This window comes from Psychrobacter sp. MF31, from assembly GCF_012847335.1.
Taxonomy (GTDB): Bacteria; Pseudomonadota; Gammaproteobacteria; order Pseudomonadales; family Moraxellaceae; genus Psychrobacter.
Genome location: NZ_JABBDX010000004.1, coordinates 118,151 through 143,698, shown reverse-complemented (window position 1 = coordinate 143,698; position 25,548 = coordinate 118,151). Strand labels below are relative to the sequence as shown.

Sequence of the window (25,548 nt, the reverse complement as noted above, 5' to 3'; positions counted from 1 at the left end):
GCAAAAAAGAATGTCGCAAAATCATAATTAAAATTATTCTTCATCCGTTGCGGCGAAAATCTAATGATGATAAGTGTCAGCATTCACTCATAATTTAAAAACGGATAAATTACGTTTAACAATAATAAAAGATAACCAAGGAGCTGAATCGATGAAAGCCACCCTAAAAAGCTTACAAGAATCCAAAGCCAATCCTGCCGTCAGCATTTTTGTGAAAACCCACCGCGAGCATCCCGACAACAGCAAGGATCCCATTGCCTTAAAAAACCAGCTCAAGCTTGCCGAGGAGCGCTTAGCCCAAGAATACGATAAAAAAACGGCATCGGCAGTGCTCGAGCAAATTCGCAAAAAAACGGATGACTTAAACCATAATTATAACTTGGACACTTTAGCGATTTTTGCCAGTCCCGATGATGCCACCCTTATTCGAATGCCGCTTGACACCCAAGAGCGCGTTATCATCTCCGATCGGTTTGCGACCCGCGATTTGATTCGTGACATGGCAAGCGCGGTTCATTATTACACCGTGGTACTGACCCGTGATAAAGCGCGATTGATTGAAGCGGCAAATGATCGCGTCGTTCAAGAGTTTAATGAGAATAGCCTGCGCCAAAACAATATGGAAAATATTAAATTTCCTATTGATAACAATGGCTTGTATACCACAGGGGACGCCGGTTCTGATCGCTCAACCAACAAAGAAAACAGCTACCTGCAAGAGTTTTTTAACCAAGTCGATAAAAGCGTTCAAGAGCTTTGGGGCGAGCAAAAAATGCCATTGGTCGTCGTGGGTGACACTAAAAATATCGGCTACTATAAAGAGGTTTGCGACCGTCCGGACAACATCATCGCCACCGTTTCAAACTTAACCGAGCTTGAAAATGGCAACGCCCAACGCATCATCGATGGCGTTCAAGAAGCAATTGAAGCTTATCGCAGCTCGCTTCACAAAGCGGCAATGGGGGAGATGGATAAAGCTCGCGGTGCCGGAATGCTGCTTACCGACTTGCAAGAAGTTTACCGCGCTGCCTATCAAGGCGCAGGCGAAACGCTTTATGTTCGCCGTGGTTATATTCAACCTGCGAAAGTTGATTCAGAAAAATTAACGCTTACGACCGTGGATGACAATGACCCTACTGATAAAAGCATCAGCGATGATGTGATCGGCGATATCATCGCTCAGGTGACCCAAAGCGGCGGCAAAGCGATCTTTATGCCGCAAGAGTTGATGGCAACGGATCAACCCATTGCACTGATTACCCGTTATTAAAAGTTAAGTTTTATAATAAATAATAAAATGTATTAAGCCGGTTTGTCAGCAAGCCGGCTTCCTTTCTCTTTAATAACGACCATCTTTAACAGTTTAAAAGTGAAAGTTTTTAACCATAAGTTTTTAACAATAAAATTAACCACTTGCTGAGGATGACAGCAATGATTATTCCAAATAACTCGATCGGATTTAAAATAAAAAGCGCTCAAGCCACCGCCACTACGTTACTTCGCGGCGGTCTTGGCAATATGGGAACGCCAACGCCGATTCAGCCTAAAAAAATGCTCGTGCTTTATGAACATGAAGCTTGTCCCTATTCGCGCCGCGTTCGCGAGGTAATGACCCATCTTAACCTTGATTTTGAAAGCCGACCAAGCCCGCATAAAGGTCACGTTTACCGCGATGAGTTAAAAGCGCTTGCTGGCAAGGCGCAAGTGCCTTTTTTGGTTGATGACAATAGCAATGATAAGATTTTGGACTCACAAAAAATTATCGATCATTTATTTAAGCACTATTCAAAAGACGGCAAAACCCCTGAAAAATACCAATCTCATGATGGCGATAATGCAAGCTTGATCAACAAGTCTGCAAGTGTTGCTTCAATGATGCGCGGCGTCAAAGCCGAGCACCCCAAAAAGAACCAAGATCGCGGTCGCCCTGAAAAGCTACTGCACCTTTATGGTTTTGAAGCCAGTCCGTTTTGCCGTTTAGTTCGCGAAAAGTTAAGCGAGCTTGAGGTCGGCTACATCAATCATAACGTTGCCCGCGAGCAGATTGAAGACATTGGCGCGTTTGGAGTTCGCTTAAATTTGGGCGAGTATCAACCAATTAAAGGCGGCAAGCGAGAACGAATTATGAACGAGGTGATGGAAGGCAAGTTGCAATTTCCCTATCTTGTTGACCCCAACACCAACACCAAAATGTTTGAATCCAAAGACATCATTAACTATTTAGATGACACTTATGGCTAACTCGTCTTTAGCAAAATTGCCGTAAAACAGGTAAACTGATTGACCGTACAACTTGATTTAACCCCACGAGATGTAATAGTGACTATGACGCCAGACGCTTTTATTTTGACCAGTTACAACATTCACAAAGGCATGTCGCCGCTCAATCGGCAGGTTAAAATGCAAGGGATTGCCGACGCGCTTCAAGACGTTGGCTCGGATATTTTATGTCTGCAAGAAGTTCAAGGGCAAAATTTGAAGCGCAATCTGCAATACAACGAATACCCAGATCAATCGCAGCACGAATGGTTTGGCGAATATTTAAGCTTTCAAAACAGCTACGGCAAAAACTGTGAGTATGAAAACGGTCATCATGGCAACGCCGTATTAAGCCGGTATCCCTTAGACCCCAAGCACAACGTCAACATCACGGTCAATAAGCTTGAGCAGCGCGGCGTCTTGCACTGCGAAGTTCAGCCGGAAGGTTGGGAGCTTCCTGTAGTCATTCTTTGCGCCCATTTAAACTTGCTTGAGCGCGACCGAATCAAGCAGTACCAAGCCATCAGCGATTATGTCAAGCACACCATTGCCCGTGATCAGCCGCTCGTTTTAGCAGGGGACTTTAACGACTGGAAAAAGCTGTCTTGCGACAAATTGGCGCAAAGCCTTGGCATGACCGAAGCCTTTAAATCGTGCCATGGCAAGCTGCTACCGACCTTTCCGGCAAAACTTCCGGTATTAAGCCTTGATCGGATTTACGTTCGTAATTTGGTCGTGAAAGATGCTTGGGTGCATTCGGGAAAACCGTGGTCAACGTTGTCTGACCATCTGCCCATCAGCGCGCGCTTGGCTCTCGCCTAATGGATCATTAATGTTTTAAAAATAATGGAGAATCTTATGACGATCAATCAAAAGTTGCCAACCGAACAGCACGCGGTAGTCATCACCAAATTTGGCGATCCTGACGTCATGAGCTATCAAGATAATGTGGCTATCCCAAGTTTAAAAGACGGTCAAGTTTTGGTAAAAATTGCTGCCGCTGGCGTGAATCCGGTCGACTATAAAACGCGTCAAGGTAAAGGTTGGGGCGCGGACAAGATTCAACAAGAAAAGTTTGACCAAGGCAGCGGGGCAATTTTAGGCTTTGATTTGGCAGGTGAAGTGGCTGCCAGTCGAAGTGACAAGTTTAACGTTGGGGACAAGGTGGCTGCGCTCAATTTTGATGGCGGCTGCTATAGCGAATTTGCGGCAGTCGCTGACAAATTATTAGCAAAAGTCCCCGAAAATGTTAGCTTAACTCAAGCCGGAGCGCTCCCTTGCGCGGGACAAACCGCGATGCAATTTTTGGACTTTGCCGATATTAAAAAGGGTAGCCACGTGGTCATGAACGCTCCTACTGGCGGCGTGGGTCATATTTTAATTCAACTGTTAACCCAAAAAGCAAAAGAAAATGATTTAAAAGTGACTGTCATTTGTTCCCCTGAAAAATACCAAAAGCTCGATAAGCTCATTGATAAAAATAATTTGGTAGGCTGGATTGATTACACTAAAGACAACGACTTTCCTGAATTAAACGCCGATGTGCTCCTTGATTTGGTTGGTGATGATGCCGGTGTTCAAGCGCTTACCACACTTAAATCCGGCGCTTATGTGTTCGTATTGCCAACCATTTGGGCAGATAAGCTGAAAAAAGCAGGCATGGATAAAAACTTAAGCGTTGAGGGGTTTGCCGTCACCCCAAGCGGCGACAGTATGGCGCAAATTTTACAACAGCTTTCCGATGGTAAAATTAAACTGCACATCGACAAGAAGTTTGCCTTATCGGACGTGATATCTGCTCATAAAACACTTGAACAAGGCGACAGCTTTGGCAAAATCGTCTTGCAGATCAGCGACCAATAATTTAATCCTCATTATCTTATAAAAAGGTGCAATATGACGCGGCTGCAAATGGTAACTTTAATAGCTTGGCTGCTGTTTGTGCCCTATTATTTTTTTATGAAACATTGGGAGCAAACGGTTATTGCACCCATTCGCATTGATTTGTTGCTGATTTATCCAGTGTTAGGACTGCTGACGCTTGCGATTGTCATTCAATGGCTTAAAAGACGTTATCAAAACGGCAACTCAAAGCGCTAATTTTTTAAGCCAAAATCTTGCGAAAAGTTAAGCTGATCCGCCCTGATTGCACTTTTTTAGTTTTTGGGATGCTGTGCTGCCAATAGCTTTGCGTTGCTCCCAGCATCAATAAAACGCTGGCAGGCGGCAATATCACATCGATTTTTTCTTTGGTAACTTTATGCTTAAAGGCTATTTTTCGCGTTGCACCAAAGCTGATACTGGCAATCATCGGTGCGTCGCCCAATTCTTTTTCATTATCAGCATGATAGCCCATGCCATCCTCGCCCGTGGGATAATAGTTAAGCAAGCAGGAATTAAAAAACGGGTCAGCGCTTGGAGTTAATTGTGAGCCAAGTATTTGGTTACTTTGAAGAAATGCCAAAATCTTAACTTCAATTTGCCGCTTAATCTCAAAAACCAAAGGCTGCCAAGCAATTGCCGTTCGCAGATGCCCTGAATAACGATAACCTATATTATCATCGCCCATCCAAACGACTTGTCGGCGGGTGATATGCGTTTTACCAAACATGGTCACCACATCGGATTGCCAAGGCAGCTCGTTGAGTAGGGTTTGATAAATTTCCTCATTACTAAAATCTGGCAAATCAAGCAGCGGCAATAAATAAACCTCGCCATCGTAAGGCAGTAGATTTTTTAAATTAAGCGCAGTCATAACAAGAAGCTTTGATCGTCTTTTAAAATAAGCTTCGCGCAAATTTCCGGCGCTTCCATCGGTAATAAATGCCCAAAGTCATTAAGGGTGATTATTTGTTCATTGCTAATAAAGTGCTGCCAGTTGTTCCGGACTTTTTGGCTCACAAATAAGGTCGGTTTGCCAAGGATTAGGGTAAAAGGGAGTTGTTGTTGCGATAACGCTTTTAGCGCGTCATCAATAAATGGCGTTCCAAAATAATTGGCAAGCTCTTGCTTTGGCTCAAAAATAAGTTGATAGCCGTTATCGGTTTTGGTAAGGCTATGTTCAGCAAAGATTTGCAAATGTTTATCATCAATTCGCCGAAATGCTTTTAATGCTCGTAAATGCGCCAAGTAATCTGCCACGCTTTGCCAATCATTTTGCTTAGCTTGGGTACTTTTAAACGGCTCTTGGGTCATTTTAAGCGCTCGCGGCAATAGGTTATAAACCCAAGTCTGCGCTTTGGTAAAGGTGACCGGCTCAATTAAATACAGCTTTGAAAACAACTCTGGACGTTTGGCGGCAGCAATGGCAGTGGCGGTTGCCCCTTGGGAATGACCCATACCAATGATGGGCTTGTCCTGAGTTTTCTCCAAAAATTCAATTAAAACGTCGGCGTCTTCTTCGCGGGTAAGTTTGTTAGCGGTCGGTTTGTCAAGCCAATAACCACGCAGGGCAAGGGCGGTCAAGTTAACATCAACTTGCAGTCGTTCAAGGAACGGCAGGTAGCAGCCGATTGCAAAACCATTGCCACCATAAAAATGAGAGCTAGGCTTTTTTTGAGCTGAAACATTAGCCGAAAAATCAAAATAACGGGCGTTTTTTCCCGAAATCATCAGGCTTTTTTCAGCATCAAATAACTTATTCATCATTATCGAACTCGTCGCTGTCGCCCAAAAAGCCGCCGCTTTGCCGCTGCCAAAGTCCGGCGTAAACGCCATTTTGGGCAAGCAGTTCATCATGGCTGCCTTGCTCGATGATTTGACCGCGATCCATGACCACCAATCTATCAAGGGCGGCGATGGTCGATAGGCGGTGGGCAATGGCAATCACCGTTTTGCCGGTCATGATGTCATTTAAGCTTTCAGTGATGGCAAATTCAATCTCGGAGTCAAGCGCACTGGTGGCTTCATCAAGCAGCAAAATCGGCGCGTTTTTGAGCATCACGCGGGCAATGGCAATGCGCTGACGCTGACCGCCGGACAGCTTGACGCCGCGCTCGCCAACTTGAGTATCAAGACCGCTGTTGCCTTTGTCATCAAACAAGTCTTTGATAAAGTCCCAAGCTTGGGCTTGTTTAGCGGCGTTGATGATGTCCTCATCAGTAGCATCGGGGCGACCGTAAGCAATATTTTCGCGGATGGTTCGATGAAGCAGGGAAGTATCTTGAGTGACCATGCCGATTTGTTGGCGCAAGGACTCTTGAGTGACGCTGTCGATGGCTTGACCGTCGATGCAAATTTTACCCGAATCAACATCATAAAAGCGCAAGAGTAAATTAACGAGCGTTGATTTTCCGGCGCCCGAGCGACCAACCAAGCCGATTTTTTCGCCGGATTTGATGTTAAGATAAAAATTATCTAACAGCTTTTTGGGGGCAATACCATTGGCTTCATCAATGGCAATACCTTCTAAATCTTTGGCGTCATTGTCGCGCTGATAGCCAAAATCGACATGGTCAAAAGTGATTTGACCGTTTGTGACGACTAACGGCTTGGCATCCGGTTTATCCACGATAGTTTGCGGCGCGGACAGCGTTTTCATGCCGTCTTGAACCGTGCCAATGCTTTCAAACAGGCTTGAGGTTTGCCACATAATCCAATGAGTTAAGCCATTAAGCCTGAGCGCCATTGCGGTTGCTGCGGCAATGGCGCCAACGCCAACCGCGCCTTTTTGCCAAAGATAAATGCCAATCCCAGCCGTCGTTCCCACCAAAATCACGCTAACGATATGGTTTGCCACTTCCAAATAGCTGACCCAGCGCATCTGTGCGTGAACCGTTCCCAAAAATTGTCCCATGGCGTGCTTGGCGTAGCTCAGCTCACGGCGCGAGTGGCTGAACAGTTTGACCGTCATGATGTTGGCGTAAGCGTCGGTCACCCGACCTACCATCAAGGCGCGAGCATCAGCTTGAACGATGGCGGAGCGTTTTAAGCGTGGAATAAAAAACCACATGGTTAAACCAAACAGCACCGTCCAAATGATAAATGGAATGAGTAAAAGACGGTCTAAATTAAATAAAATCACGCCGGTGGTAATAAAATAAACGGTCACATACATCAGCATATCGGTGACCGTCATCACCGTATCACGAACCGCAAGCGCCGTTTGCATCACCTTTGCCGACACCCGACCAGAAAATTCATCTTGATAAAACTGCATCGACTGACCAAGCATGCGCTTATGAAAGTGCCAGCGCATTTGCATCGGGAACACGCCTTGAATCACTTGAAAATGGATTAAGGAGGACAGCGCAATCCAAAATGGACTGACAATCAACACCGCAAGCATCAATAGCAGCATGTCGCCTTTTTCTGCCCAAAGCATGGCAGGCGAGTACGTGCCAAGCCAATCAACCAACTTGCCAATCCAAGCAAACAGCAGCGCCTCATAAATGCCAATGCCTGCCGACAAAATCATAAACAAGAGCAGCCAACCGCGAAGCTCTTTGGTACACGCCCATAAAAAATGCAACAGTCCATGCCGTGGTAGCGGCATCGGGCTGTCAGGAAAGGCGGGAAGGCGGGTCTCAAAAAATCGAAATAAAGCGTTCATAAGCAGTCAAAGCGGTAAGCAGTTTTCAGTTATTATTAACAAGTTAAGGCTATATTTTAGCAAAATATGACCCTCTATCTTGCACTGTAATTGTAATTTGAACGCTCTAGGCATTTTTAGAAAGCACTTTTTTTAGGGACTGGTTCAATATTGAGTCGTTCAATATTAATTAAAAAAATGATTTTAAAATTAAAAATTAAGCAAAAACGTATCTGTGTCACGATAGGCGTTTAAAATAGCAGCGATTTTAAGTGACAAAATAAGGATTGGGTCAATTTATGGGATATTTAGCCATTGCCGTGTGCTGTAGCGTTGCGGTTTCCCTATTATTAAAACTACTTCGCCGTCAACACTTGGACATTCGCCAAACCATTGCCGCAGGATATCCGGTGGCGGTGTTATTGACGCTGTTATTATTAAAACCGGACATTCAGGCAGCAGCCAATCTTGGTAGTGCTTGGGGATTGATTGCCGCACTTGGCATATTATTGCCGTTGGTGTTTGTGATTTTAGGTCGAGCAATTAGCACAGCTGGCATGATTAAAGCCGATGCGGCTCAGCGCTTATCCTTGATTATTCCAATTATTGCGGCAGCCGTGCTTTTTGGTGAGGTGATTTCGCCGATTCGGGCGCTTGGGCTAATTATTGGGTTGATGGCGCTTGCCGCGTTGGTAATAAAAGCGCCAACGGCTGATTTGAGTCATATTTCTAAGGCTCAATTGCAAGCGGCATTATCAAAATTTTCTGCAACGCTTTGGCTGATGGGCGTTTTTTTAGGTTACGGCGTGATTGATGTGCTGTTTAAACAAGTTGCCAAACAAGGGACGGCGTTTCCACTTACGCTTTTTGTCAGCTTTAGCTTAGCGGCGCTATTTTTAGGGGGGTATTTACTCCTACAAAAAACCCAGTGGCAGCCTAAAGCATTACTTTTTGGGCTGGTTTTAGGAGTGCTGAACGTGGGTAATATTTATGCTTATATTCGCGCCCATCAAGTATTATCCGAGTCGCCAAGTATTGTTTTTACCGGAATGAACGTCGGCGTGATTATGGTGGCAACAGGGGTTGGGGCGGTTGTTTTTCATGAAAAATTATCAAAGCTGAATATGTTGGGGCTTATTTTGGCGGTGGTGAGCGCGGCGATTTTATTTTTGTTGTAGCTTTTCTTATTCTTCGTTTTTTATTACTGATTTTGTACGGCAACGTTTGAAACAGGGCAATTTTCACCATTGGATTATAGGAAGGCGCGCCATCTTGTGCTATGGTGGGCGGTGGAAAATAAGTTGAGAAAAATAAGCAATTAAGACCAACCAACAACAAAGGATGACGATAAGATGACAAACGCCGTTTATGAAAAGCAGCTCGAACGTATCAAAACAGGCTCAGGATTTATCGCCGCGCTCGACCAAAGTGGCGGCAGCACGCCCAAAGCGCTTGAAAATTATGGCGTAAGCCAAAGCGACTATAACGATGATGAGGGGATGTTTGACCTTGTTCATGAGATGCGCGCCCGTATTATGACTTGTGATTGCTTTGACAATGAGCGCGTTTTGGGCGCGATTTTGTTTGAAGACACCATGGACCGTGAAGTGAACGGCAAGCCGACCGCCAATTATCTTTGGGAAGATAAAAATATCGTGCCATTTTTAAAGGTGGATAAGGGTCTGGCTGAGCGTATGAACGGCGTTCAAGTGATGCGACCGATTCCAAGCCTTGATTTGCTGCTCGATAAAGCAAAAAACTATCCGGTGTTTGGCACCAAAATGCGCTCGGTGATTTATGAGCCAAGCGTTGATGGTATTGAAATTTTGGTTCAGCAGCAGTTTGACGTGGCAAAGCAGATTTTATCGCAAGGCTTTATGCCAATTGTTGAGCCGGAAGTGGACATCAACAGCGAGAAAAAACACGACTGCGAAGTGATTTTAAAAACAGAAATCTTGCGCAACTTGGACAGCCTTGATGACGACCATCAAGTGATGCTCAAACTGACGTTGCCCGATGAAGCCGGATTTTATCAAGAGTTAATTGACCATCCAAAAGTGGTAAAAGTGGTCGCGCTATCCGGTGGTTATAGCCGAACGGACGCTTGCGAAAAGTTAAAGCAAAACCCTGGAATGATTGCCAGTTTCTCACGCGCCTTTACTGAAGGTTTGAGTAAACAGCAAAGCGACAAAGAATTTGCCGATACCATTAACGCCTCGATTGATGAGATTTATAGCGCATCAAAGGTTTAATTTTTCTAAAAGCTTTGTGATTAAAAAACCCTTACGATAAGAGTAAGGGTTTTTTTATGGTATTAACTATTAAAAAATCAAACTTTCCTTTTTAAACTTCTTTATACAACTGACGACCTTCTGCGTGGTATTTTTCGGTCATCTCTTTCATGCCCTCATCAATCGCCGCCGCGCTTAATCCTGAATTGGCGTCTGTTTCTTTATTATTCAGACCTTTGGCGTACTCACGGACGTTTTGAGTGATTTTCATAGAGCAAAATTTAGGACCGCACATCGAGCAAAAATGCGCCGATTTATGAGCATCTTTTGGCAGCGTTTCATCGTGAAATTCGCGAGCGGTATCAGGGTCAAGTGCCAAATTAAACTGATCGTCCCAACGGAACTCAAAGCGTGCTTTGGACAGCGCATTGTCACGAGCTTGCGCGCCAGGGTGACCTTTTGCCAAGTCCGCTGCATGAGCTGCGATTTTATAAGTGATGATGCCATCTTTCACGTCTTTTTTGTTCGGCAGTCCCAAGTGCTCTTTTGGCGTGACATAGCAAAGCATTGCCGTGCCAAACCAACCAATCATCGCCGCGCCAATGGCACTGGTGATATGGTCATAACCGGGGGCAATGTCGGTGGTTAACGGTCCAAGGGTATAAAACGGGGCATCGCTACAGGTTTCAAGCTGCAGGTCCATGTTTTCTTTAATTCGGTTCATTGCCACGTGACCGGGACCTTCAATCATCACCTGAACGTCATGCTTCCAAGCGATTTGGGTCAGCTCGCCAAGCGTTCGCAGCTCACCAAATTGCGCCTCATCGTTGGCATCTTGCAAGCAGCCTGGGCGCAGACCATCGCCAAGACTAAAGGCGACATCGTACTGCTTCATAATCTCGCAAATGTCTTCAAAATGGGTGTATAAAAAGTTTTCAGTATGGTGCGCCAAACACCACTGCGCCATAATTGAGCCGCCGCGCGAGACAATTCCGGTTAAGCGGTTGGCGGTCATCGGAACGTAGCGCAAAAGGACACCGGCGTGAATGGTGAAATAATCCACGCCTTGCTCGGCTTGCTCAATCAATGTGTCGCGGAAAATCTCCCACGTCAAATCTTCAGCAATCCCATCGACTTTTTCAAGCGCTTGATAAATGGGAACCGTACCAATTGGGACAGGGGAGTTGCGAATCAGCCACTCGCGCGTTTCGTGAATGTGGTTGCCGGTTGACAAGTCCATGATGGTGTCTGCGCCCCAACGCGTCGCCCAAGTCATTTTTGACACTTCCTCATCAATCGACGAGCCAAGCGCTGAGTTGCCGATATTGGCGTTAATTTTTACCAAAAAGTTGCGACCGATAATCATCGGCTCAGATTCTGGGTGGTTGATATTGTTTGGGATAATGGCGCGACCGGCGGCCACCTCATCGCGGACAAATTCAGGGGTGATGATTTTTGGGGTATTGGCGCCAAAGCTTTCGCCGTCGTGCTGACGGGTGTCGGTCAATTCGTGCTGCTTTTGGGTTTCGCGGATGGCAATATATTCCATCTCAGGGGTGATGATGCCTCGGCGAGCGTAGTGCATTTGGGTGACGTTGCCGGCTTTGCCATCGACCAGTTTGGCGCGGCGCGGCTTGTCGATATGAGCAAAGCGCAAATTAGCAGTGGTGATGTCGCGGGCGCGAGCTTGACCGTAATCACTTGATAAGGCATCTAAGCGTTCGGTGTCGCCGCGCTCCTCAATCCAACCTTCGCGAAGCTTTGGCAAGCCGCGGGTTAAGTCAATTTGCGCATTTGGGTCGGTATAAACGCCTGAGGTGTCATAAACGTAAAACGGCGGATTTTGTTCCCAATCGGACTCAGGGGTATCTTGAAGTGGCGTTGGCGATAAGGTGATTTCGCGCATCGGCACTTGAATGTCAGGTCGTGAGCCTTCGAGATATACCTTTTTTGAGGCAGGTAAAATGCGGTGCAAATCACGCGATTCTTCTTCAAAGCGCGCGTCCAAGCTTGATCGGTGAGCAGGGGTTTTGAGCGCGTCGGCTTTTGGGGTCTTTTGCTTGGCAATTGGTGCGTGAATGGTGGGGTTTGAGGTTGTCATAAGAAGCTGTCCTAGCTGATGTCCATAAAAGCAACACCGCCAATGACTGCGGAACGCGCGTTTTTTTGACATTTTTGATAACTTCTTTATAAACATAAAAATTTATAAATATAAAAAAATCAAAAACTGAATATTGCAGCAAATAAGTTAAAAAACTAAGTTTTAAAATCGAGTAGTAAAACTAAGCGTAATAACCTATCTGGCATTTCTGCAAGCCATATTCTGTCAAAAAACCATGCTTAAGACTTCCCTGCGTCGGTGCTAACCGCATCAGGTTCGGCGGGTGTGTCTCAGCGAACGCTCAAATCAATCGTTAAACTTCATGATTTAAACAACCGCACCCCGAGTCTGTCAGTGTTGAAACTTCCCCTATGCTAGCAAACTTCTGCCTTGAATTCTAATACTATTTTGACTTTATCAAGTCAATAGTGCGCTTGCTTATTTTTTAAAGGAGCTGATTTACATTGTCATCAAACTGTCATCAAACCCTCATCAAACTGTCATTAAAGCTTGGCAAAATACCCCGTATTAAAGGACAAGTTTGACCAATTGATGACTTTTAGGAGTAACCATGAGCAAAAATTTTCGCCAATTAACGATAGTTGCCATGATGAGCAGCGCAGTTTTACTCAGTGCTTGTAGTAAAAGTGGTGATAACAATACAGCAGCAAACAATTCGACCCCCGCAGCTACCGAAAATAGCGCGCCAGCTTCAGAAAATACCAGCGTTCCTACGACCAAAAATGACAACATTGCTATGACCATCACCGGTGCTGGAGCGTCGTTTCCGCAGCCGATTTATGCCAAATGGTCTGCCGATTATCACCAAAAAACGGGCGGTCAAATCAACTATCAATCGATTGGCTCTTCAGGTGGCATCAAGCAAATCATCGCAGGAACGGTTGATTTTGGGGCGTCAGATGCGCCAATGACCGTTGAAGAATTAAACACCAACAACTTAATCCAGTTCCCAACGGTGATTGGCGGTGTTGTTCCTGTGGTAAATATCAAAGGCATTGCCGCAGGGGCGCTCAAGCTTGATGGCAAAACGCTTGCGGATATTTATTTAGGCAACATTAAAAAGTGGAATGATCCTGCCATCACAAAATTAAACCCTGATTTAACTTTGCCAGATGCGGCCATCACCACCGTATTTCGCTCGGATGGCTCAGGGACGACCTTTAACTTTACCGATTATTTAGCAAAAGTTTCCCCCGATTGGCAAAGTAAAGTTGGCGTGGACAAGTCAGTGAATTGGCCAACTGCCGATCGCGGCGCGGCTGGAAAAGGCAATGAGGGCGTGGCAAGTTATGTCAGCCGAATGGACAACTCAATCGGTTATGTCGAATACGCCTTTGCCAAACAAAATAATATGGCACACGTGGCGCTTAAAAATGCGGCGGGAAATATCGTTCAGCCGTCAACCGAAAGCTTTGCGGCGGCAGGGGACATTGATTGGTCACAGCAAGCCGGATTTTATAAAGTTATTACCAACGCTGAAACCGCAAACGCTTGGCCAATTGCGGCGGCAACCTTTATTTTGGTGAACAAAACGCCCAAAGATGCCAAACAAGCCGCCGGTGTTCTTGCCTTTTTCAACTGGGCATTTGATGAGGGCGATAAAGAAGCCTTAGCGCTTGATTATGTACCGTTCTCAGACACCGCCGTGGCACTATTTAAAGACAGCTGGAAGCAAGTGGTTGATAAAGATGGCAAGCCCGTTTTTCAGCCAAAATAAGTCTTAAAGCAAATTGCTCCCATTTAAAAATTGCGCCCATTAAAAAATCGCCAAATAAGTGCCCAAAACAGATCAAGGTTAGGATAAAACGATGGCAAGCATGGATCAAGCAAGCTTAAAACTGCATCAAAAATTGCGTAAGCAGCAGCGATTAGATGCGCTGTTTGTTGGCATTACTAAGCTTGCCGCGCTGACCGTTTTGGCAAGTTTGGGGGCGATTTTGGTCTCGCTTGTGGTTGGGGCTTGGCCAAGCATTCAGACATTTGGGTTAACGTTTTATATCAGCAATCATTGGGATCCGGTGGCAGGGGAGTTTGGCGCGCTTGCGCCCATTTATGGGACGCTTGTGACCTCCATCATGGCGCTGGTGATCGCCGTTCCCATCAGCTTTGGTATTGCGATGTTTTTAACCGAGCTTTGCCCAAAGGCGCTTAAAAAGCCTTTGGGAATTGCCATTGAGCTGCTTGCTGGTATTCCTTCTATCATTTATGGCATGTGGGGCTTGTTTGTGTTTGCGCCGTTTTTTGGCAACCACATTCAGCCTTGGTTAACTGAACATTTAGGCGATTTGCCTATCCTTGGCAAGCTGTTTGTCGGTGCGCCGATGGGGATTGGGCTGTTTTGCGCGGCGCTTGTTTTGGCAATTATGATTATCCCCTTTATTGCTGCCACCATGCGCGATGTGTTTTTGGTGGTGCCAACGCTGCTTAAAGAGTCGGCGTATGGCATGGGGGCAACTACTTGGGAGGTGATGACCAAAGTGGTGTTGCCGTATACCAAATCAGGCGTCGCAGGTGGGGTGATTTTGGGACTTGGTCGCGCGCTTGGTGAGACGATGGCGGTCACCTTTTTGATTGGCAATACCTTTAATATCAGCCCAAGTTTGTTTGCCTCAGGCGTTTCCATTACCTCAGCTTTGGCGAACGAGTTTGCAGAAGCTGCAACGCCGCTGCATTTATCGGCGCTACTCAATTTGGGACTGGTACTGTTCTTAATTACCTTTTTGGTACTGGCGTGTTCGCGGTTATTAATTGGTCATTTGGACAAGCGGGCAGGACAGTAGTTGTCAAAATAATGAGCGTTAAAACGAAGCGTTTAAGGTTACCGCCATTTTATTATCAAGTAAGCTATTTGAGTTTTTAGGATTGACATTATGACCACCATGAGCGCCACCAATAAGCCCATGCAAGCCCCACGAGTGTTTAACCAAAGCCGCTATCGCAAGCGTCAATGGCGCAACCAAATCGGCTTGGGATTTGCCATTTTTGCGATGGCATTTGGCTTGTTTTGGCTCGGTTGGATTTTGTGGACGCTGGTCAGTCATGGCATCACCGGACTTATTGAGATGCCCATTTTTACCCAAGATACGCCGCCGCCGATGAGCGCCGGTGGTCTTAAAAACGCCATTGTCGGCTCAATCATGATTTCAGGGGCAGGGCTATTTATTGGTGCGCCGATTGGACTGCTTGCAGGGATTTATTTGGCAGAATTTTCAGCAAACAGCCGCCTTGCTCAAGTGATCCGCTTTTTAAATGACATTTTGCTGTCCGCGCCCTCCATCGTCATCGGTTTGTTTGTTTATGCGTTGATGGTCAAAAATGCCAGTTTTTCAGGTTGGGCAGGAGCGGTAGCTTTGGCGCTGATTGTGATTCCGGTGGTGGTTCGAACGACCGAAAATATGCTGCTGCTCATTCCAAACGCGCTTCGCGAGGCGGCATTTGCTCTAGGGACGCCCAAATGGAAGCTGGTGCTTCAAGTCACCATGAAAGCGGCGCGAGCAGGGCTGTTAACCGGAATTTTACTTGCCTTTGCTCGAATTACTGGCGAAACCGCGCCCTTGCTATTTACCGCACTAAACAATCAGTATTTTAGCCTAGATATGGGTCAAGCGATGGGCAACCTTCCTAATACCATTTATCAGTTTGCCATGAGCCCTTATGACAACTGGCACGCGCTGGCATGGTCGGCGGCATTGCTCATTACCTTAAGCGTTTTGGTGTTGAACCTTCTCGCGCGCTATATCGGTACCAAAGATTTGCATTAATAAATTCGCATCAATTTTAACAAGGCTATTGTCATGACCAAAACCCTTAAAAAACCGCGCCATAAGACGATGTTTAACCAATTTGAAAAAGCTGACCAAACCTCAGCAACAGCGCCTGTTATAGGTGCAGCCTCCAACCAACCGCTCAATATCGCGCAAATGCTCACCCGAGCGGATTCAGCGTCAATGCTTGATGCGGTCACAACAGCCAAAATCAAAGTCCGCGAACTAAATTTTTATTATGGCAAGTTTCATGCGCTAAAAAATATCGATTTGGACATCGCAGATAAAAAAGTCACCGCCTTTATTGGACCCTCAGGCTGCGGTAAATCAACGCTGTTGCGAAGCTTTAACCGAATGTTTGACTTGTACCCAAATATGAAAGCGGAAGGTCAGATTTATCTAGATGACTTAGACGTTTTGGCAAAATCAACGGACGTCAATTTGCTGCGATCGCGCGTTGGCATGGTATTTCAAAAGCCCACGCCATTTCCAATGTCGATTTTTGACAATGTGGCGTTTGGCGTTCGCCTTTATGAAGCGCTCAGCAAAGCCGAGCTTGCCGATCGCGTTGAATGGGCGCTTAAAAAAGCTGCGCTTTGGAACGAAGTTAAAGACAAATTAACCGCCTCAGGATTGTCCTTATCCGGCGGTCAGCAGCAGCGGCTTTGTATCGCGCGCGCGGTCGCCACCCGACCTGAAGTGCTGCTGCTTGATGAGCCAACCTCAGCCCTTGATCCGATTTCAACGGGCGCAATTGAAGACTTGATTGAGGATTTAAAGCAAGATTACACCATTGCCATCGTCACCCACAATATGCAGCAAGCCGCGCGAATCTCTGATGTCACCGCTTATATGTATTTAGGCGATTTAGTTGAAGTTGGCGCCACCGACCAGATTTTTACCAGTCCGCAGCAGCAGGCCACCGAAGATTATATTACCGGTCGCTATGGCTGATCAAAAACATAAGGGCAATTTTTTAAGTTAAAGCGCTTATTTTAAGATAGTTTTAGGCAGCTTTTTCAATAACATTTAGACCACTTTTTCGTTAGGTAACATCGCCATGCCGCAATCTTCACCGCACATTTCGCGCCGTTTTGACCAAGATTTAACCGAAGCCTCCAAGCTGTTTTTAAAAATGGGGCAATCGACAAGCGAGATGGTCACCTTTGCCATGCGCGCCTTGGTTGAGGGCGATTTTGCCTTAGCTGAACAAGTGATAGCAGAAGATAATGCCATCAATCAATTAGAGATGCTCATTGATGAGCGCATTTTGCTGCTGCTTGCCAAACGCCAGCCAGCAGCTCGCGATTTGCGCTTAGTGGTCGCGATTAGCAAAGGCGTCGTTGATATTGAGCGCATTGGGGATGAAGCCGTAAAAATTGCCCAAATGGCGCAAAAAGTCATCATGGAGGCGCATTCGTATTGCCATCAAGAAGTTTGGCAATTGAGCAATCAAGTTCGCCTCATGCTCAACTCCGCCCTGATTGCTTTTGAATCGCAAGACGCCAAAGCGGCGTTTTCAATCTTGCAAAGCGCTTGCGACGTTGATTTTGAATACCAATCGGCAACTCGCGCTTTGATGACCTATGTCATGGCGGACGCGCGAACCATCAGCCAAGTCATTCATTTGATGTGGGTGCTGCGAGCGCTTGAGCGCATCGGCGACCACGCCCGCAATATTGCTGAGCTGATCATCTATATCCGCTCTGGAACCGATGTTCGCCATAGCGATTTTGCGACCGTTCAAAGCGCGATTGAAAACAGCCTCACCGAATCGCAAGACGCCCCAGAAAATCAGCCGATCGTCAAGCAAGACTAACGCTAGCCTTTATTTTCAGGCGTCCAACCTTGAGGACGCTCATAATCTTCGTTGTCCAAAAATTTATTGCGCTGCTCAGTCAAAAACTTTTTGGCTTCAGGGTCCATCATGCTTAAATGGTTTTCGTTAATCAGCATGGTTTGGTGCTCAAGCCATTCTTTCCAAGCTTTATCCGAAACGGTATCTTGAATTTCACGACCAAGCTTATTGGGAAATGGCGGATGTGCCATTTTTGGCAAATCTTGATGATATTTTCGGCAAAATACTAAATTGGCTTTGGGATCAAAAGTTTCGGTCATGACCGTGTTCCTTATTATCACTTAGATCAAAATAAATTCTCAGTTATCATAGCAAATGGCACGGAACTTGGGCAAAAAAGAAGCCTTGAAAAAAAGGTTTAAAAAAACTGGTTTTAAAATTAAGGCAAAAAAATACCCACGATAGCGCAGGTACTTTTGTTTTAATTAAATGACCAAAATGAAATGACCAATTATGCAAATTGTTCTAAGCGTTTGCGACCGCGCTCAATAGCTTGCTTGACTTGGTTTGGTGCAGTTCCGCCCAAATGGTCACGAGCAGCAAGCGAGCCTTCTAGGGTTAAATAATCAAACACATCTTCGCCAATGGCATCACTAAACTGCTGCAACTGCTGAAGCGACAACTCACTTAAATCGACACCTTCACGGATTGCCAAAGCGACGGCATTGCCAACCACCTCATGAGCATCGCGGAACGCCACCCCACGGCGAACTAAATAATCTGCCAAATCGGTGGCGGTGGCATAGCCTTTCATGGTGGCAGCGCGCATGTTATCCGCGTTTGGGGTGATGTTTGGTAGCATATCAGCAAATGCCAAAAGCGATCCAGTTAAGGTATCCACGCAATCAAACAACGGCTCTTTGTCTTCTTGGTTGTCTTTATTATAAGCCAGCGGCTGATTTTTCATGAGCGTTAACAGCGTGGTCAATTGACCAAATACGCGCGCCGCTTTGCCGCGAACCAACTCTGGAACGTCAGGATTTTTCTTTTGCGGCATGATGGACGATCCGGTACAAAAGCGGTCAGGGATTTGTACAAAGCCAAATTGAGCGCTCATCCAAAGGATAATCTCCTCACTCATCCGCGATAAATGCATCATCAAAATGGATGCCGCTGAGGTAAATTCAATGGCAAAATCACGGTCAGATACCGCATCTAGCGAGTTTTGGCAAATGCCTTCAAAACCAAGTAATTCGGCAGTAATGGTGCGATCAATCGGGAAGGTCGTTCCGGCAAGCGCGGCGCTACCAAGCGGCATCTGATTGATCCGGCGGCGAGCATCAATCAAGCGCTCAGTATCGCGACCTAGCATTTCAAACCAAGCCATCACGTGATGACCAAAGCTGACCGGCTGCGCGGTTTGCAGGTGAGTAAATCCGGGCATAATGGTCTCGGTATGCTTTGCCGCCAAATCTAACAAGCCACTTTGCAATTTAATCAATAGCGCAATGATATTGTCCGTTTCTTCACGAAGCCAAAGTCGGATGTCGGTGGCGACTTGGTCGTTGCGGCTGCGACCGGTGTGCAGTTTTTTGCCAACCGCGCCGATAATGTCGGTTAATCGCGATTCAACGTTCATATGAACGTCCTCAAGCGCGATTGACCACTGAAATTGTCCCGCTTCAATTTCTGCCAACACTTGCTTTAAGCCATCAATGATGGTGGCAACCTCATCATGGGTTAAAATGCCGCACTCACCAAGCATGGTGGAATGAGCAATGGAGCCTTCAATATCATGACGGGCAAAGCGCTGATCAAAACCGACCGAGGCGGTGAACGCCGCCACAAAGCTGTCGGTTGCCTCACTAAATCTGCCGCCCCACATTTGCTGTCCGGCGCTACTTGTTTTATTGTGAGTTGTGCTAGAATTATTTTGAGAAGGATTATTATTTAAATGGTTATTTGAATCAGGATTCATGACGTTTGAAGAGTTGGCGTTCATATCGGTCTAAGGCAAGTCAGGTGAATGAGACCTCAAGTATAGCAAAGGATGAGGTAGCGTTACTAGTTGAGCGACTAGAGTTTTTTATCCCAAGGCTGATTGGGATGATGAAGACTTGGCAGTGGGTTTTATACATCATCACGTGGTCACTATTTGTAACGGTGATTGACCGCTACAGTTTATTGACGTTCAGCGATTTTATGATTAAATTTGCCAGCCGCGCGTTTCAAAATGTCATGACCATCATTCCGGCGTTTTATTTAATTGATTATTGGCGACCGATCTTTAAGCGCTTAAATCCCATCCAAGTTAGCGCTTATGTGGTGTTGCTGCTCGTGATTGGCTCAATTATTACCATTGTAACGACCATGCTGGTTCGGATCAATTTGGGTGTGATGGACTATGATCGGCAAGCTTTTATTTTAAATATCTTTTTTAATGCGGTCATTACTGGCGGCTTTACGATCGTTTTTTTATTGTATTTTATGCGCCGTTATCGTGAGCTTTTGGCGCTAAAACTGTCGTTTGAGCAAAAAATTCTCGCCCAAAATGATATTATGAAAGCGCGAATTGCGCCGCATTTTTTCTTTAATACCATTAATAGCTTAATCTCGTTGATTGAAACCAACCCGCCGCGAGCTGCTGACTTATTGCAAAACGTTTCTGCGCTATTTCGTGCAAGTTTTAGCGGGACGCGCGAAATCAGCTTTGAAGAAGAGATCGCCCTTTGTGAGCATTATTTAGCGATTGAATCGTGCCGATTGTCAGATAAATTGCTGGTCAACTGGCAGCTTCCGGACGATGATGTCATGTACGATATGGTCATCACCGCGCTTACCTTACAAGGCGTTCTTGAAAAAATGCTGTTAAATGTGGTTGAAAGTACCACCGAAACCATTCAAATTAATATCGAAGCGCGCTGGCAGCAGCACCGCGTGGTTATTATCGTCACCGTTGACTTGCCAAGCAAAACTTTGATGGTGGCGCAAAATCTACGTCAACAAATCGATTTTCGTTTACAAGTGGAGCGGCTGCGGCTATGCTTTGGTCAAAGCGCTCGCATTGACAGCACCATTAGCAATAAGCAGGTGGTGACCACCATTGATTATCCGCTGCAAGATGTGGTAATTTGAGGATTATATTTTGCGTTATCGCAAGGATTTTTTAAATATTTTCAACCATCTATTATGCGGCTTAAATTTTTATCACCTTAAAATAAAGCGGCATCACTCAATCGAATTTTGGCATGATTGTTGCAAAAACTGGGCAACAAACCAAGAGATGAGCCTGAAAATCAGCCTTTAGCCCTATCGTGCTTAAGAAAAAGCGCGGTAAGCTTTTGTCGTTTTCTATTATGAAAAATCAAAATTCATGATACTATGATTAAAATTGTGTTTAGTAAATTTTAATTAGTAGTTTACGGTTACAAAATTGAGTAAAAAACTATAAAAGTCTATGTGGTGAATGGGCAGAATTGGATAAAAGGCACAAAAGAGGGTGTTATGCGGATTGTAATTTGTGATGATGAGCCACTTGCCCGCGAGCGGTTGGTTCGAATAGTTCAAGAGTCAGGTCATGAGGTGGTCGCTCAGGCAACGACAGGGGCGGAGGCGATTACTGCTGTGAAAGCGGAGCAGCCCGATGTCATTTTGCTTGATATTCGAATGCCTGAAATGGATGGGGTTCGCTGCGCCCAAGCGCTCAATACCCTTGAGCATCCACCGGCGATTATTTTTGTGACCGCTTATGATCATTATGCCATTGCTGCTTTTAAAGCGCATGCGATTGGTTATTTGCTCAAGCCTGCCAATAAAGATGAGCTACTTGAGGCGCTCTCAAAAGCCAAAAACCTAAACGCGGCGCAATTAAATGCCATTCGTCAGCTTGAAGACCCAACGGCAAGACCACTTCGTGAGCACATTTCAGCAAGAACACATCGCGGCGTGGAATTGATTCCGCTCAAAGACGTTTACTATTTTACCGCCGACCAAAAATATGTCAAAGTCCGTCATAAAGATGGCATTGTGTTGATTGATGACACTTTAAAAGAGCTTGAGCAAGAGTTTGGCGAGCGCTTATTTCGCGTTCATCGCAATGCCATTATCAATTTGGGATTTTTAGATTATTTAGAATCAATCGATTCAGGGCAATACCAAGTGCGCTTTAAAGGCATTGATGAGACGCTTTCAGTCAGCCGCCGCCATCTTCCCGCGCTTCGTGATAAAATTCAAAGCATGTAATGACGCTTTTGGGTTAAGACTGCCAATATTAGCTTTGCTGTGATACCATCCTGCCCTTATTTATGTTTAAATAGGGGTATTTTTTTGCCCTGACAACTTGATTTAAAACAATAAAAAACGCTAATTTGCCAATTAGTTATCCCATTGCTTATTGAGACCATTATGACTTCTGCTACTGAGATCACCAAGTTAACCATTGCCACTCGTCAAAGCCCGCTGGCGCTTTGGCAAGCTGAGCACATCCGCGATCGCCTCATTGATCTGTATCCTAATCTTGAGGTGACCTTGCTCAAAATTGTCACTAAAGGTGACAAAATTTTGGACACGCCGCTGGCTAAAATCGGCGGTAAAGGCTTGTTTGTTAAAGAGCTTGAGCAAGCGATGTATGATAAAACAGCCGACATTGCCGTGCATTCGCTCAAAGATGTGCCAATGGTGCTGCCAGAAGGCTTGATGCTTGGGGCATACTGCAAACGCGCGGCGCCAACGGATGCTTTTGTATCCAATAATTATAACAGCTTGGATGAGCTACCAAATGGCGCAATCGTTGGCACTTCAAGCTTGCGCCGTCAATGCCAAATCAAGCATCATCGCCCTGATTTGCAAATCAAAACGCTGCGCGGCAACGTCGGAACACGGTTGTCTAAGCTTGATGCGGGCGATTATGACGCGATTATTTTGGCAACCAGTGGGCTTCAGCGCATTCATTTAGATGAGCGTATCAAAGGCGAGATCGATATTGAGGTGAGCTTGCCTGCGGTTGGTCAAGGGGCGCTTGCCATTGAATGCCGAGCGGATGATGAGGCGATTTTACAGCTTTTAGCCCCCTTGAATGATGATCAAGCGCGAATTTGCTTGATTGCTGAGCGCGCCCTCAACCGGCATTTAGAAGGCGGTTGCCAAGTGCCAATTGCAGCCTTTGCCGTTCTTGAAAATGGCGATCATGATGATAGCAACAGCAACAGCAACCAAACGCTTTGGCTTCGTGGTCGCGTGGGTCAAGCCGATGGCAGCGTGTTATTAAAAGCAGAAAAACGCATGACGCTTCAAGGATCACAAATCGATAAAGAAGCTCAAGCCAATCAGCTTGGTATTGAGGTTGCCGAGCAATTGCTTGCAGACGGCGCCGGCAAGATTTTAGCAGCAATTTATCATGACAATGAACAATGACAAGTGATACTGCCAATTCAATGACGATCCAAAATCAGCCATTACCGTTGGTGATCAATACGCGCCCCACCGAGCGCGCTGCGCCATTGACTGAGCATCTGATCAGCAATGGCTTTAGCGTTGTTGAGTTGCCCCTATTAAGCTTGGCAAATCGCGAAACGAGTGCTGATGATTTAGCCGTAATGAGGTCTTGGCTCAATGGCGACTTTCAAGCCCTTGTGATTGTCAGCCCAACGGCTGCTGAATCGGGGCTTCGAGCTTGGCAGCAGCTGGTTGATCAGGGATTAGCAACCGAACGTGATCAGCCGCCAAGCCATATCATTGCTGTTGGCGAGGCAACTGCCAAAGTTTTACAAACCTCAACGTTGACGCGTCATTTTAAAATTTTGCAGCCCAAAATTGCCAATAACGAAGGGATGCTTGCCATGCCTGAGATTGCAGCATTGCAACAAAGCGATAAGCTATTCGTTTGGCGTGGTCTTGGCGGCAGGCGGCTGTTGGTTGATACCCTAAGTGCTCGCGGTGTTGGCATTGCTAGCATTGCTTGGTATGAGCGCTTAATGCCGGATAATGCGTTAGCGAACTTTCAAAATTGGCAGCAAAATTATGCCCCAAGCGCCACTTTATCGCGACCTATCGTTATTATCAGCAGCGGCACAGCGTTTGAAAACTGGCAAGACATTTTGCAAAATTTAAAAGGCACTCCTAATCACAGCTTAAACGACTTTATCTATGTCGTTCTTGGTGAGCGCTTAGCCAATATGGTTACAGATTCTGGTCTTGATCTCATCCGCGTTGAGGATTTAAGCCCCCAAACCATTTTAGCGGCAATCTTAGCGCATTTACTAAAGCTTTAATAAGTCAGCATAAAGGAGGCAGGTTTGGGTCGCAATCACCACCAAAAAGACAATGATTTTGCGAATAAAGCGCCTTCGACGCCTTATCAGCGCAGGCAAGCTAGCGTTTGGCTTTGGCGGCTGCAATGGCTGATTATTTTGCTGCTGATTTTGGCGCTGATTTGGCTGATGGTAGCGCAAGCGCGCTTTGAGCAAAAAATTAATGAGCGCTTGCAAAACAGTGATCAGCTGAGCACACGCTTAAATGATATGGACGATCGCTTGTTTGCCATCAGTCAGCAAACCTTGCCAAAGCCCAAAGGCGAGCTGAGCAATCAAGCAAAAAACCAGCTCGATTTGTTAAAAATCCAGTTGCAAGCGGCAACAAGATTGCTTGATGATAACAATTTGACCGCCGCCATTGAGCTGCTGCGCGGACTGCAATGGCAACTGTCGCAAAGCCGCAATGAGATTGCGCCCGCGCTAACCATTGTCATCAAAAACAGTCTGAGCCAAGACATTGAGCGCTTACAAGCCCAAAGTCGCCAAAGTAACCCTTGGCAATTGCAAAATCTTGCCATTCAAAATATTCAGGCATTTTTACAGCAATCTGCCCAAAGCTCTTCGTCCCAAAACCCTCAAAATTTTCAGCGCCAGCTTATCATCCATGAAACCATCATGACGCTAAATTTAGCCCTTCAAGCCAGCCATTTGCACCAAAGTGATGAGTTAGCCCGCTATCTTCGCCAATCGCGATCGCAGTTAACGCAAATCCAAACGGCTCAAAGCTCAACAACAGCGACTTCTACAACTACTAATAACAATGCCAAATCATCATCTAAACCAAGCGTTAAAATCGATCCTGCCGCACCAACGACACTAGATGGCGCCATTCACCGCTTGGATGAATTGATTGAAAATAAACCATCTGCTACTTTGTTACTGACCAGTCAAATGTTAGCTGAGACCCAAGACCGCTGATATAATCAAGCTTTAGGATTGCAAGCGCTGCGATTTTGCGCCGTTTGGTCGCTATTTTTTCAAATTTAGGAAGTTGATGATGAGCCAACCTGCCACCGATGATATTTTGCAGCCCAGTTTTAAGCGCCCCAAAGACTTAGCGCATTTTCCGGTCATTCACCCGCAGCCGATTCATTGGGGCGAAATGGACGCCTTTAACCATTTAAACAATGTGGTGTTCTACCGCTATGCTGAAACGGCGCGGATTGCCTATTTGTTTGCCTTAAAGATGTTCGATGGCGATATGGTCACCGTTCTTGCGGAGTCAAGTTGCAAATATTTGCGACCAGTGACGTATCCGGACACGCTGCTTATAGGCATTCGTTGCCGCCATTTGGGAACGACCAGCATCGTGATGGAATACAGCTATTTTAGCACCGCCCAACAAGCCATCGTTGCCACCGCCGATGCCGTCATCGTTCGCCTTGATAGCAGCGCAACCAAAAAAGTGGCTTGGATAGAAGAAGAGCGCCGCGCATTATTTGCGCTTGAAGCCCAGTTTGGGCACACGCCATCGCATTAACTGTTTAATATTATAAAAGTCTTGAAATGGAATAAAAAAAGCAGAAGCCAAAG

24 protein-coding genes and 1 riboswitch are annotated in these 25,548 nt (G+C 45.9%); of the genes, 18 read left to right on the top strand and 6 right to left on the bottom strand.

Going from position 1 to position 25,548, the window contains the following annotated elements; translation table 11 throughout:
- Window positions 1-151 precede the first annotated feature (151 nt).
- From HF322_RS06940 to HF322_RS06920, 5 genes are all read left to right on the top strand, one after another.
- A complete protein-coding gene (locus tag HF322_RS06940; RefSeq protein ID WP_169392682.1) occupies window positions 152-1,270 on the top strand; it encodes a hypothetical protein in 1,119 nt (372 codons plus the stop codon).
- 161 nt (window positions 1,271-1,431) lie between these two features.
- Window positions 1,432-2,241, top strand: a complete 810-nt coding sequence (locus HF322_RS06935; protein WP_169392681.1) for a glutathione S-transferase N-terminal domain-containing protein — start codon at window positions 1,432-1,434, stop codon at window positions 2,239-2,241.
- 84 nt (window positions 2,242-2,325) lie between these two features.
- A complete protein-coding gene (locus tag HF322_RS06930; protein ID WP_169392680.1) occupies window positions 2,326-3,081 on the top strand; it encodes an endonuclease/exonuclease/phosphatase family protein in 756 nt (251 codons plus the stop codon).
- 36 nt (window positions 3,082-3,117) lie between these two features.
- Entirely contained in the window at window positions 3,118-4,122 is a 1,005-nt protein-coding gene (locus tag HF322_RS06925) for an NADP-dependent oxidoreductase (protein ID WP_169392679.1), read from the top strand.
- A gap of 33 nt (window positions 4,123-4,155) precedes the next feature.
- On the top strand, window positions 4,156-4,359 hold the full coding sequence (locus tag HF322_RS06920) for a hypothetical protein (RefSeq protein ID WP_169392678.1): 204 nt from the start codon (window positions 4,156-4,158) through the stop codon (window positions 4,357-4,359).
- 4 nt (window positions 4,360-4,363) lie between these two features.
- Here HF322_RS06920 and HF322_RS06915 read toward each other — a convergent pair whose 3' ends face one another.
- The 3 genes from HF322_RS06915 to HF322_RS06905 are packed head-to-tail and all read right to left on the bottom strand — an operon-like array spanning window position 4,364 to window position 7,810.
- A complete protein-coding gene (locus HF322_RS06915; RefSeq protein WP_169392677.1) occupies window positions 4,364-5,014 on the bottom strand; it encodes an alpha-ketoglutarate-dependent dioxygenase AlkB in 651 nt (216 codons plus the stop codon).
- The gene (locus HF322_RS06910) at window positions 5,011-5,907 is read right to left on the bottom strand and encodes an alpha/beta fold hydrolase (RefSeq protein ID WP_223193213.1); all 897 of its coding nucleotides are present in this window, start codon (window positions 5,905-5,907) and stop codon (window positions 5,011-5,013) included. The genes HF322_RS06915 and HF322_RS06910 overlap by 4 nt, the downstream gene beginning before the upstream one ends.
- The gene (locus tag HF322_RS06905; protein WP_169392676.1) at window positions 5,897-7,810 is read right to left on the bottom strand and encodes an ABC transporter ATP-binding protein; all 1,914 of its coding nucleotides are present in this window, start codon (window positions 7,808-7,810) and stop codon (window positions 5,897-5,899) included. The genes HF322_RS06910 and HF322_RS06905 overlap by 11 nt, the downstream gene beginning before the upstream one ends.
- A 278-nt stretch (window positions 7,811-8,088) precedes the next feature.
- Here HF322_RS06905 and HF322_RS06900 point away from each other — a divergent pair, with 278 nt between their 5' ends.
- Complete coding sequence (locus tag HF322_RS06900) at window positions 8,089-8,967, top strand: EamA/RhaT family transporter (protein WP_169392675.1); 879 nt, start codon at window positions 8,089-8,091, stop codon at window positions 8,965-8,967.
- A gap of 174 nt (window positions 8,968-9,141) precedes the next feature.
- On the top strand, window positions 9,142-10,041 hold the full coding sequence (locus HF322_RS06895; protein WP_169392674.1) for a fructose bisphosphate aldolase: 900 nt from the start codon (window positions 9,142-9,144) through the stop codon (window positions 10,039-10,041).
- A gap of 91 nt (window positions 10,042-10,132) precedes the next feature.
- On the opposite strand, the gene thiC is transcribed toward HF322_RS06895, so the two are convergent.
- Complete coding sequence (gene thiC / locus HF322_RS06890) at window positions 10,133-12,121, bottom strand: phosphomethylpyrimidine synthase ThiC (protein WP_223193212.1); 1,989 nt, start codon at window positions 12,119-12,121, stop codon at window positions 10,133-10,135.
- 230 nt (window positions 12,122-12,351) lie between these two features.
- Window positions 12,352-12,476, bottom strand: a riboswitch (TPP riboswitch).
- A gap of 216 nt (window positions 12,477-12,692) precedes the next feature.
- On the opposite strand from thiC, the gene pstS reads away from it, so the two are divergent.
- The 5 genes from pstS to phoU all read left to right on the top strand — a co-directional run bounded on the left by pstS (window position 12,693) and on the right by phoU (window position 17,725).
- Window positions 12,693-13,859: a phosphate ABC transporter substrate-binding protein PstS gene (pstS, locus tag HF322_RS06885; protein ID WP_223193211.1), complete on the top strand. Its 1,167-nt coding sequence runs from the start codon at window positions 12,693-12,695 to the stop codon at window positions 13,857-13,859.
- Between the two features lie 100 nt (window positions 13,860-13,959).
- Window positions 13,960-14,922 carry a phosphate ABC transporter permease subunit PstC gene (pstC, locus tag HF322_RS06880; RefSeq protein WP_169392806.1) on the top strand — a complete coding sequence of 321 codons (963 nt, stop codon included), beginning with the start codon at window positions 13,960-13,962 and terminating at the stop codon, window positions 14,920-14,922.
- A 99-nt stretch (window positions 14,923-15,021) separates the two neighbouring features.
- Complete coding sequence (gene pstA, locus HF322_RS06875; protein ID WP_223193226.1) at window positions 15,022-15,903, top strand: phosphate ABC transporter permease PstA; 882 nt, start codon at window positions 15,022-15,024, stop codon at window positions 15,901-15,903.
- A gap of 159 nt (window positions 15,904-16,062) precedes the next feature.
- Window positions 16,063-16,860: a phosphate ABC transporter ATP-binding protein PstB gene (pstB, locus tag HF322_RS06870; RefSeq protein WP_223193225.1), complete on the top strand. Its 798-nt coding sequence runs from the start codon at window positions 16,063-16,065 to the stop codon at window positions 16,858-16,860.
- A 106-nt stretch (window positions 16,861-16,966) separates the two neighbouring features.
- Window positions 16,967-17,725 carry a phosphate signaling complex protein PhoU gene (gene phoU, locus HF322_RS06865; RefSeq protein ID WP_169392672.1) on the top strand — a complete coding sequence of 253 codons (759 nt, stop codon included), beginning with the start codon at window positions 16,967-16,969 and terminating at the stop codon, window positions 17,723-17,725.
- 2 nt (window positions 17,726-17,727) lie between these two features.
- On the opposite strand, the gene HF322_RS06860 is transcribed toward phoU, so the two are convergent.
- Complete coding sequence (locus HF322_RS06860) at window positions 17,728-18,024, bottom strand: oxidative damage protection protein (RefSeq protein WP_169392671.1); 297 nt, start codon at window positions 18,022-18,024, stop codon at window positions 17,728-17,730.
- Between the two features lie 191 nt (window positions 18,025-18,215).
- Window positions 18,216-19,589, bottom strand: coding sequence for an argininosuccinate lyase (gene argH / locus HF322_RS06855; protein WP_169392804.1), 1,374 nt, complete (start codon window positions 19,587-19,589; stop codon window positions 18,216-18,218).
- A gap of 221 nt (window positions 19,590-19,810) precedes the next feature.
- Here argH and HF322_RS06850 point away from each other — a divergent pair, with 221 nt between their 5' ends.
- From HF322_RS06850 to HF322_RS06825, 6 genes are all read left to right on the top strand, one after another.
- On the top strand, window positions 19,811-20,839 hold the full coding sequence (locus HF322_RS06850; protein ID WP_223193210.1) for a histidine kinase: 1,029 nt from the start codon (window positions 19,811-19,813) through the stop codon (window positions 20,837-20,839).
- 369 nt (window positions 20,840-21,208) lie between these two features.
- Window positions 21,209-21,946, top strand: coding sequence for a LytTR family DNA-binding domain-containing protein (locus HF322_RS06845; protein WP_169392669.1), 738 nt, complete (start codon window positions 21,209-21,211; stop codon window positions 21,944-21,946).
- A 162-nt stretch (window positions 21,947-22,108) separates the two neighbouring features.
- Window positions 22,109-23,116, top strand: a complete 1,008-nt coding sequence (gene hemC / locus HF322_RS06840; protein WP_169392668.1) for a hydroxymethylbilane synthase — start codon at window positions 22,109-22,111, stop codon at window positions 23,114-23,116.
- Window positions 23,113-23,973, top strand: a complete 861-nt coding sequence (locus HF322_RS06835) for a uroporphyrinogen-III synthase (protein WP_169392667.1) — start codon at window positions 23,113-23,115, stop codon at window positions 23,971-23,973. Before hemC ends, HF322_RS06835 begins: the two co-directional genes overlap by 4 nt.
- A gap of 24 nt (window positions 23,974-23,997) precedes the next feature.
- Window positions 23,998-24,933, top strand: coding sequence for a hypothetical protein (locus HF322_RS06830; RefSeq protein ID WP_169392666.1), 936 nt, complete (start codon window positions 23,998-24,000; stop codon window positions 24,931-24,933).
- A 79-nt stretch (window positions 24,934-25,012) separates the two neighbouring features.
- Window positions 25,013-25,495: a thioesterase family protein gene (locus HF322_RS06825; RefSeq protein WP_223193209.1), complete on the top strand. Its 483-nt coding sequence runs from the start codon at window positions 25,013-25,015 to the stop codon at window positions 25,493-25,495.
- Window positions 25,496-25,548 lie beyond the last annotated feature (53 nt).

Coding starts and splice junctions, on each gene's coding strand:
- HF322_RS06940 (WP_169392682.1), top strand. CDS start 152: ATGAAAGCCACCCTAAAAAGCTTACAAGAATCCAAAGCCAATCCTGCC.
- HF322_RS06935 (WP_169392681.1), top strand. CDS start 1,432: ATGATTATTCCAAATAACTCGATCGGATTTAAAATAAAAAGCGCTCAA.
- HF322_RS06930 (WP_169392680.1), top strand. CDS start 2,326: ATGACGCCAGACGCTTTTATTTTGACCAGTTACAACATTCACAAAGGC.
- HF322_RS06925 (WP_169392679.1), top strand. CDS start 3,118: ATGACGATCAATCAAAAGTTGCCAACCGAACAGCACGCGGTAGTCATC.
- HF322_RS06920 (WP_169392678.1), top strand. CDS start 4,156: ATGACGCGGCTGCAAATGGTAACTTTAATAGCTTGGCTGCTGTTTGTG.
- HF322_RS06915 (WP_169392677.1), bottom strand. CDS start 5,014: ATGACTGCGCTTAATTTAAAAAATCTACTGCCTTACGATGGCGAGGTT.
- HF322_RS06910 (WP_223193213.1), bottom strand. CDS start 5,907: ATGATGAATAAGTTATTTGATGCTGAAAAAAGCCTGATGATTTCGGGA.
- HF322_RS06905 (WP_169392676.1), bottom strand. CDS start 7,810: ATGAACGCTTTATTTCGATTTTTTGAGACCCGCCTTCCCGCCTTTCCT.
- HF322_RS06900 (WP_169392675.1), top strand. CDS start 8,089: ATGGGATATTTAGCCATTGCCGTGTGCTGTAGCGTTGCGGTTTCCCTA.
- HF322_RS06895 (WP_169392674.1), top strand. CDS start 9,142: ATGACAAACGCCGTTTATGAAAAGCAGCTCGAACGTATCAAAACAGGC.
- thiC (WP_223193212.1), bottom strand. CDS start 12,121: ATGACAACCTCAAACCCCACCATTCACGCACCAATTGCCAAGCAAAAG.
- pstS (WP_223193211.1), top strand. CDS start 12,693: ATGAGCAAAAATTTTCGCCAATTAACGATAGTTGCCATGATGAGCAGC.
- pstC (WP_169392806.1), top strand. CDS start 13,960: ATGGATCAAGCAAGCTTAAAACTGCATCAAAAATTGCGTAAGCAGCAG.
- pstA (WP_223193226.1), top strand. CDS start 15,022: ATGAGCGCCACCAATAAGCCCATGCAAGCCCCACGAGTGTTTAACCAA.
- pstB (WP_223193225.1), top strand. CDS start 16,063: ATGCTCACCCGAGCGGATTCAGCGTCAATGCTTGATGCGGTCACAACA.
- phoU (WP_169392672.1), top strand. CDS start 16,967: ATGCCGCAATCTTCACCGCACATTTCGCGCCGTTTTGACCAAGATTTA.
- HF322_RS06860 (WP_169392671.1), bottom strand. CDS start 18,024: ATGACCGAAACTTTTGATCCCAAAGCCAATTTAGTATTTTGCCGAAAA.
- argH (WP_169392804.1), bottom strand. CDS start 19,589: ATGTGGGGCGGCAGATTTAGTGAGGCAACCGACAGCTTTGTGGCGGCG.
- HF322_RS06850 (WP_223193210.1), top strand. CDS start 19,811: ATGATGAAGACTTGGCAGTGGGTTTTATACATCATCACGTGGTCACTA.
- HF322_RS06845 (WP_169392669.1), top strand. CDS start 21,209: ATGCGGATTGTAATTTGTGATGATGAGCCACTTGCCCGCGAGCGGTTG.
- hemC (WP_169392668.1), top strand. CDS start 22,109: ATGACTTCTGCTACTGAGATCACCAAGTTAACCATTGCCACTCGTCAA.
- HF322_RS06835 (WP_169392667.1), top strand. CDS start 23,113: ATGACAAGTGATACTGCCAATTCAATGACGATCCAAAATCAGCCATTA.
- HF322_RS06825 (WP_223193209.1), top strand. CDS start 25,013: ATGAGCCAACCTGCCACCGATGATATTTTGCAGCCCAGTTTTAAGCGC.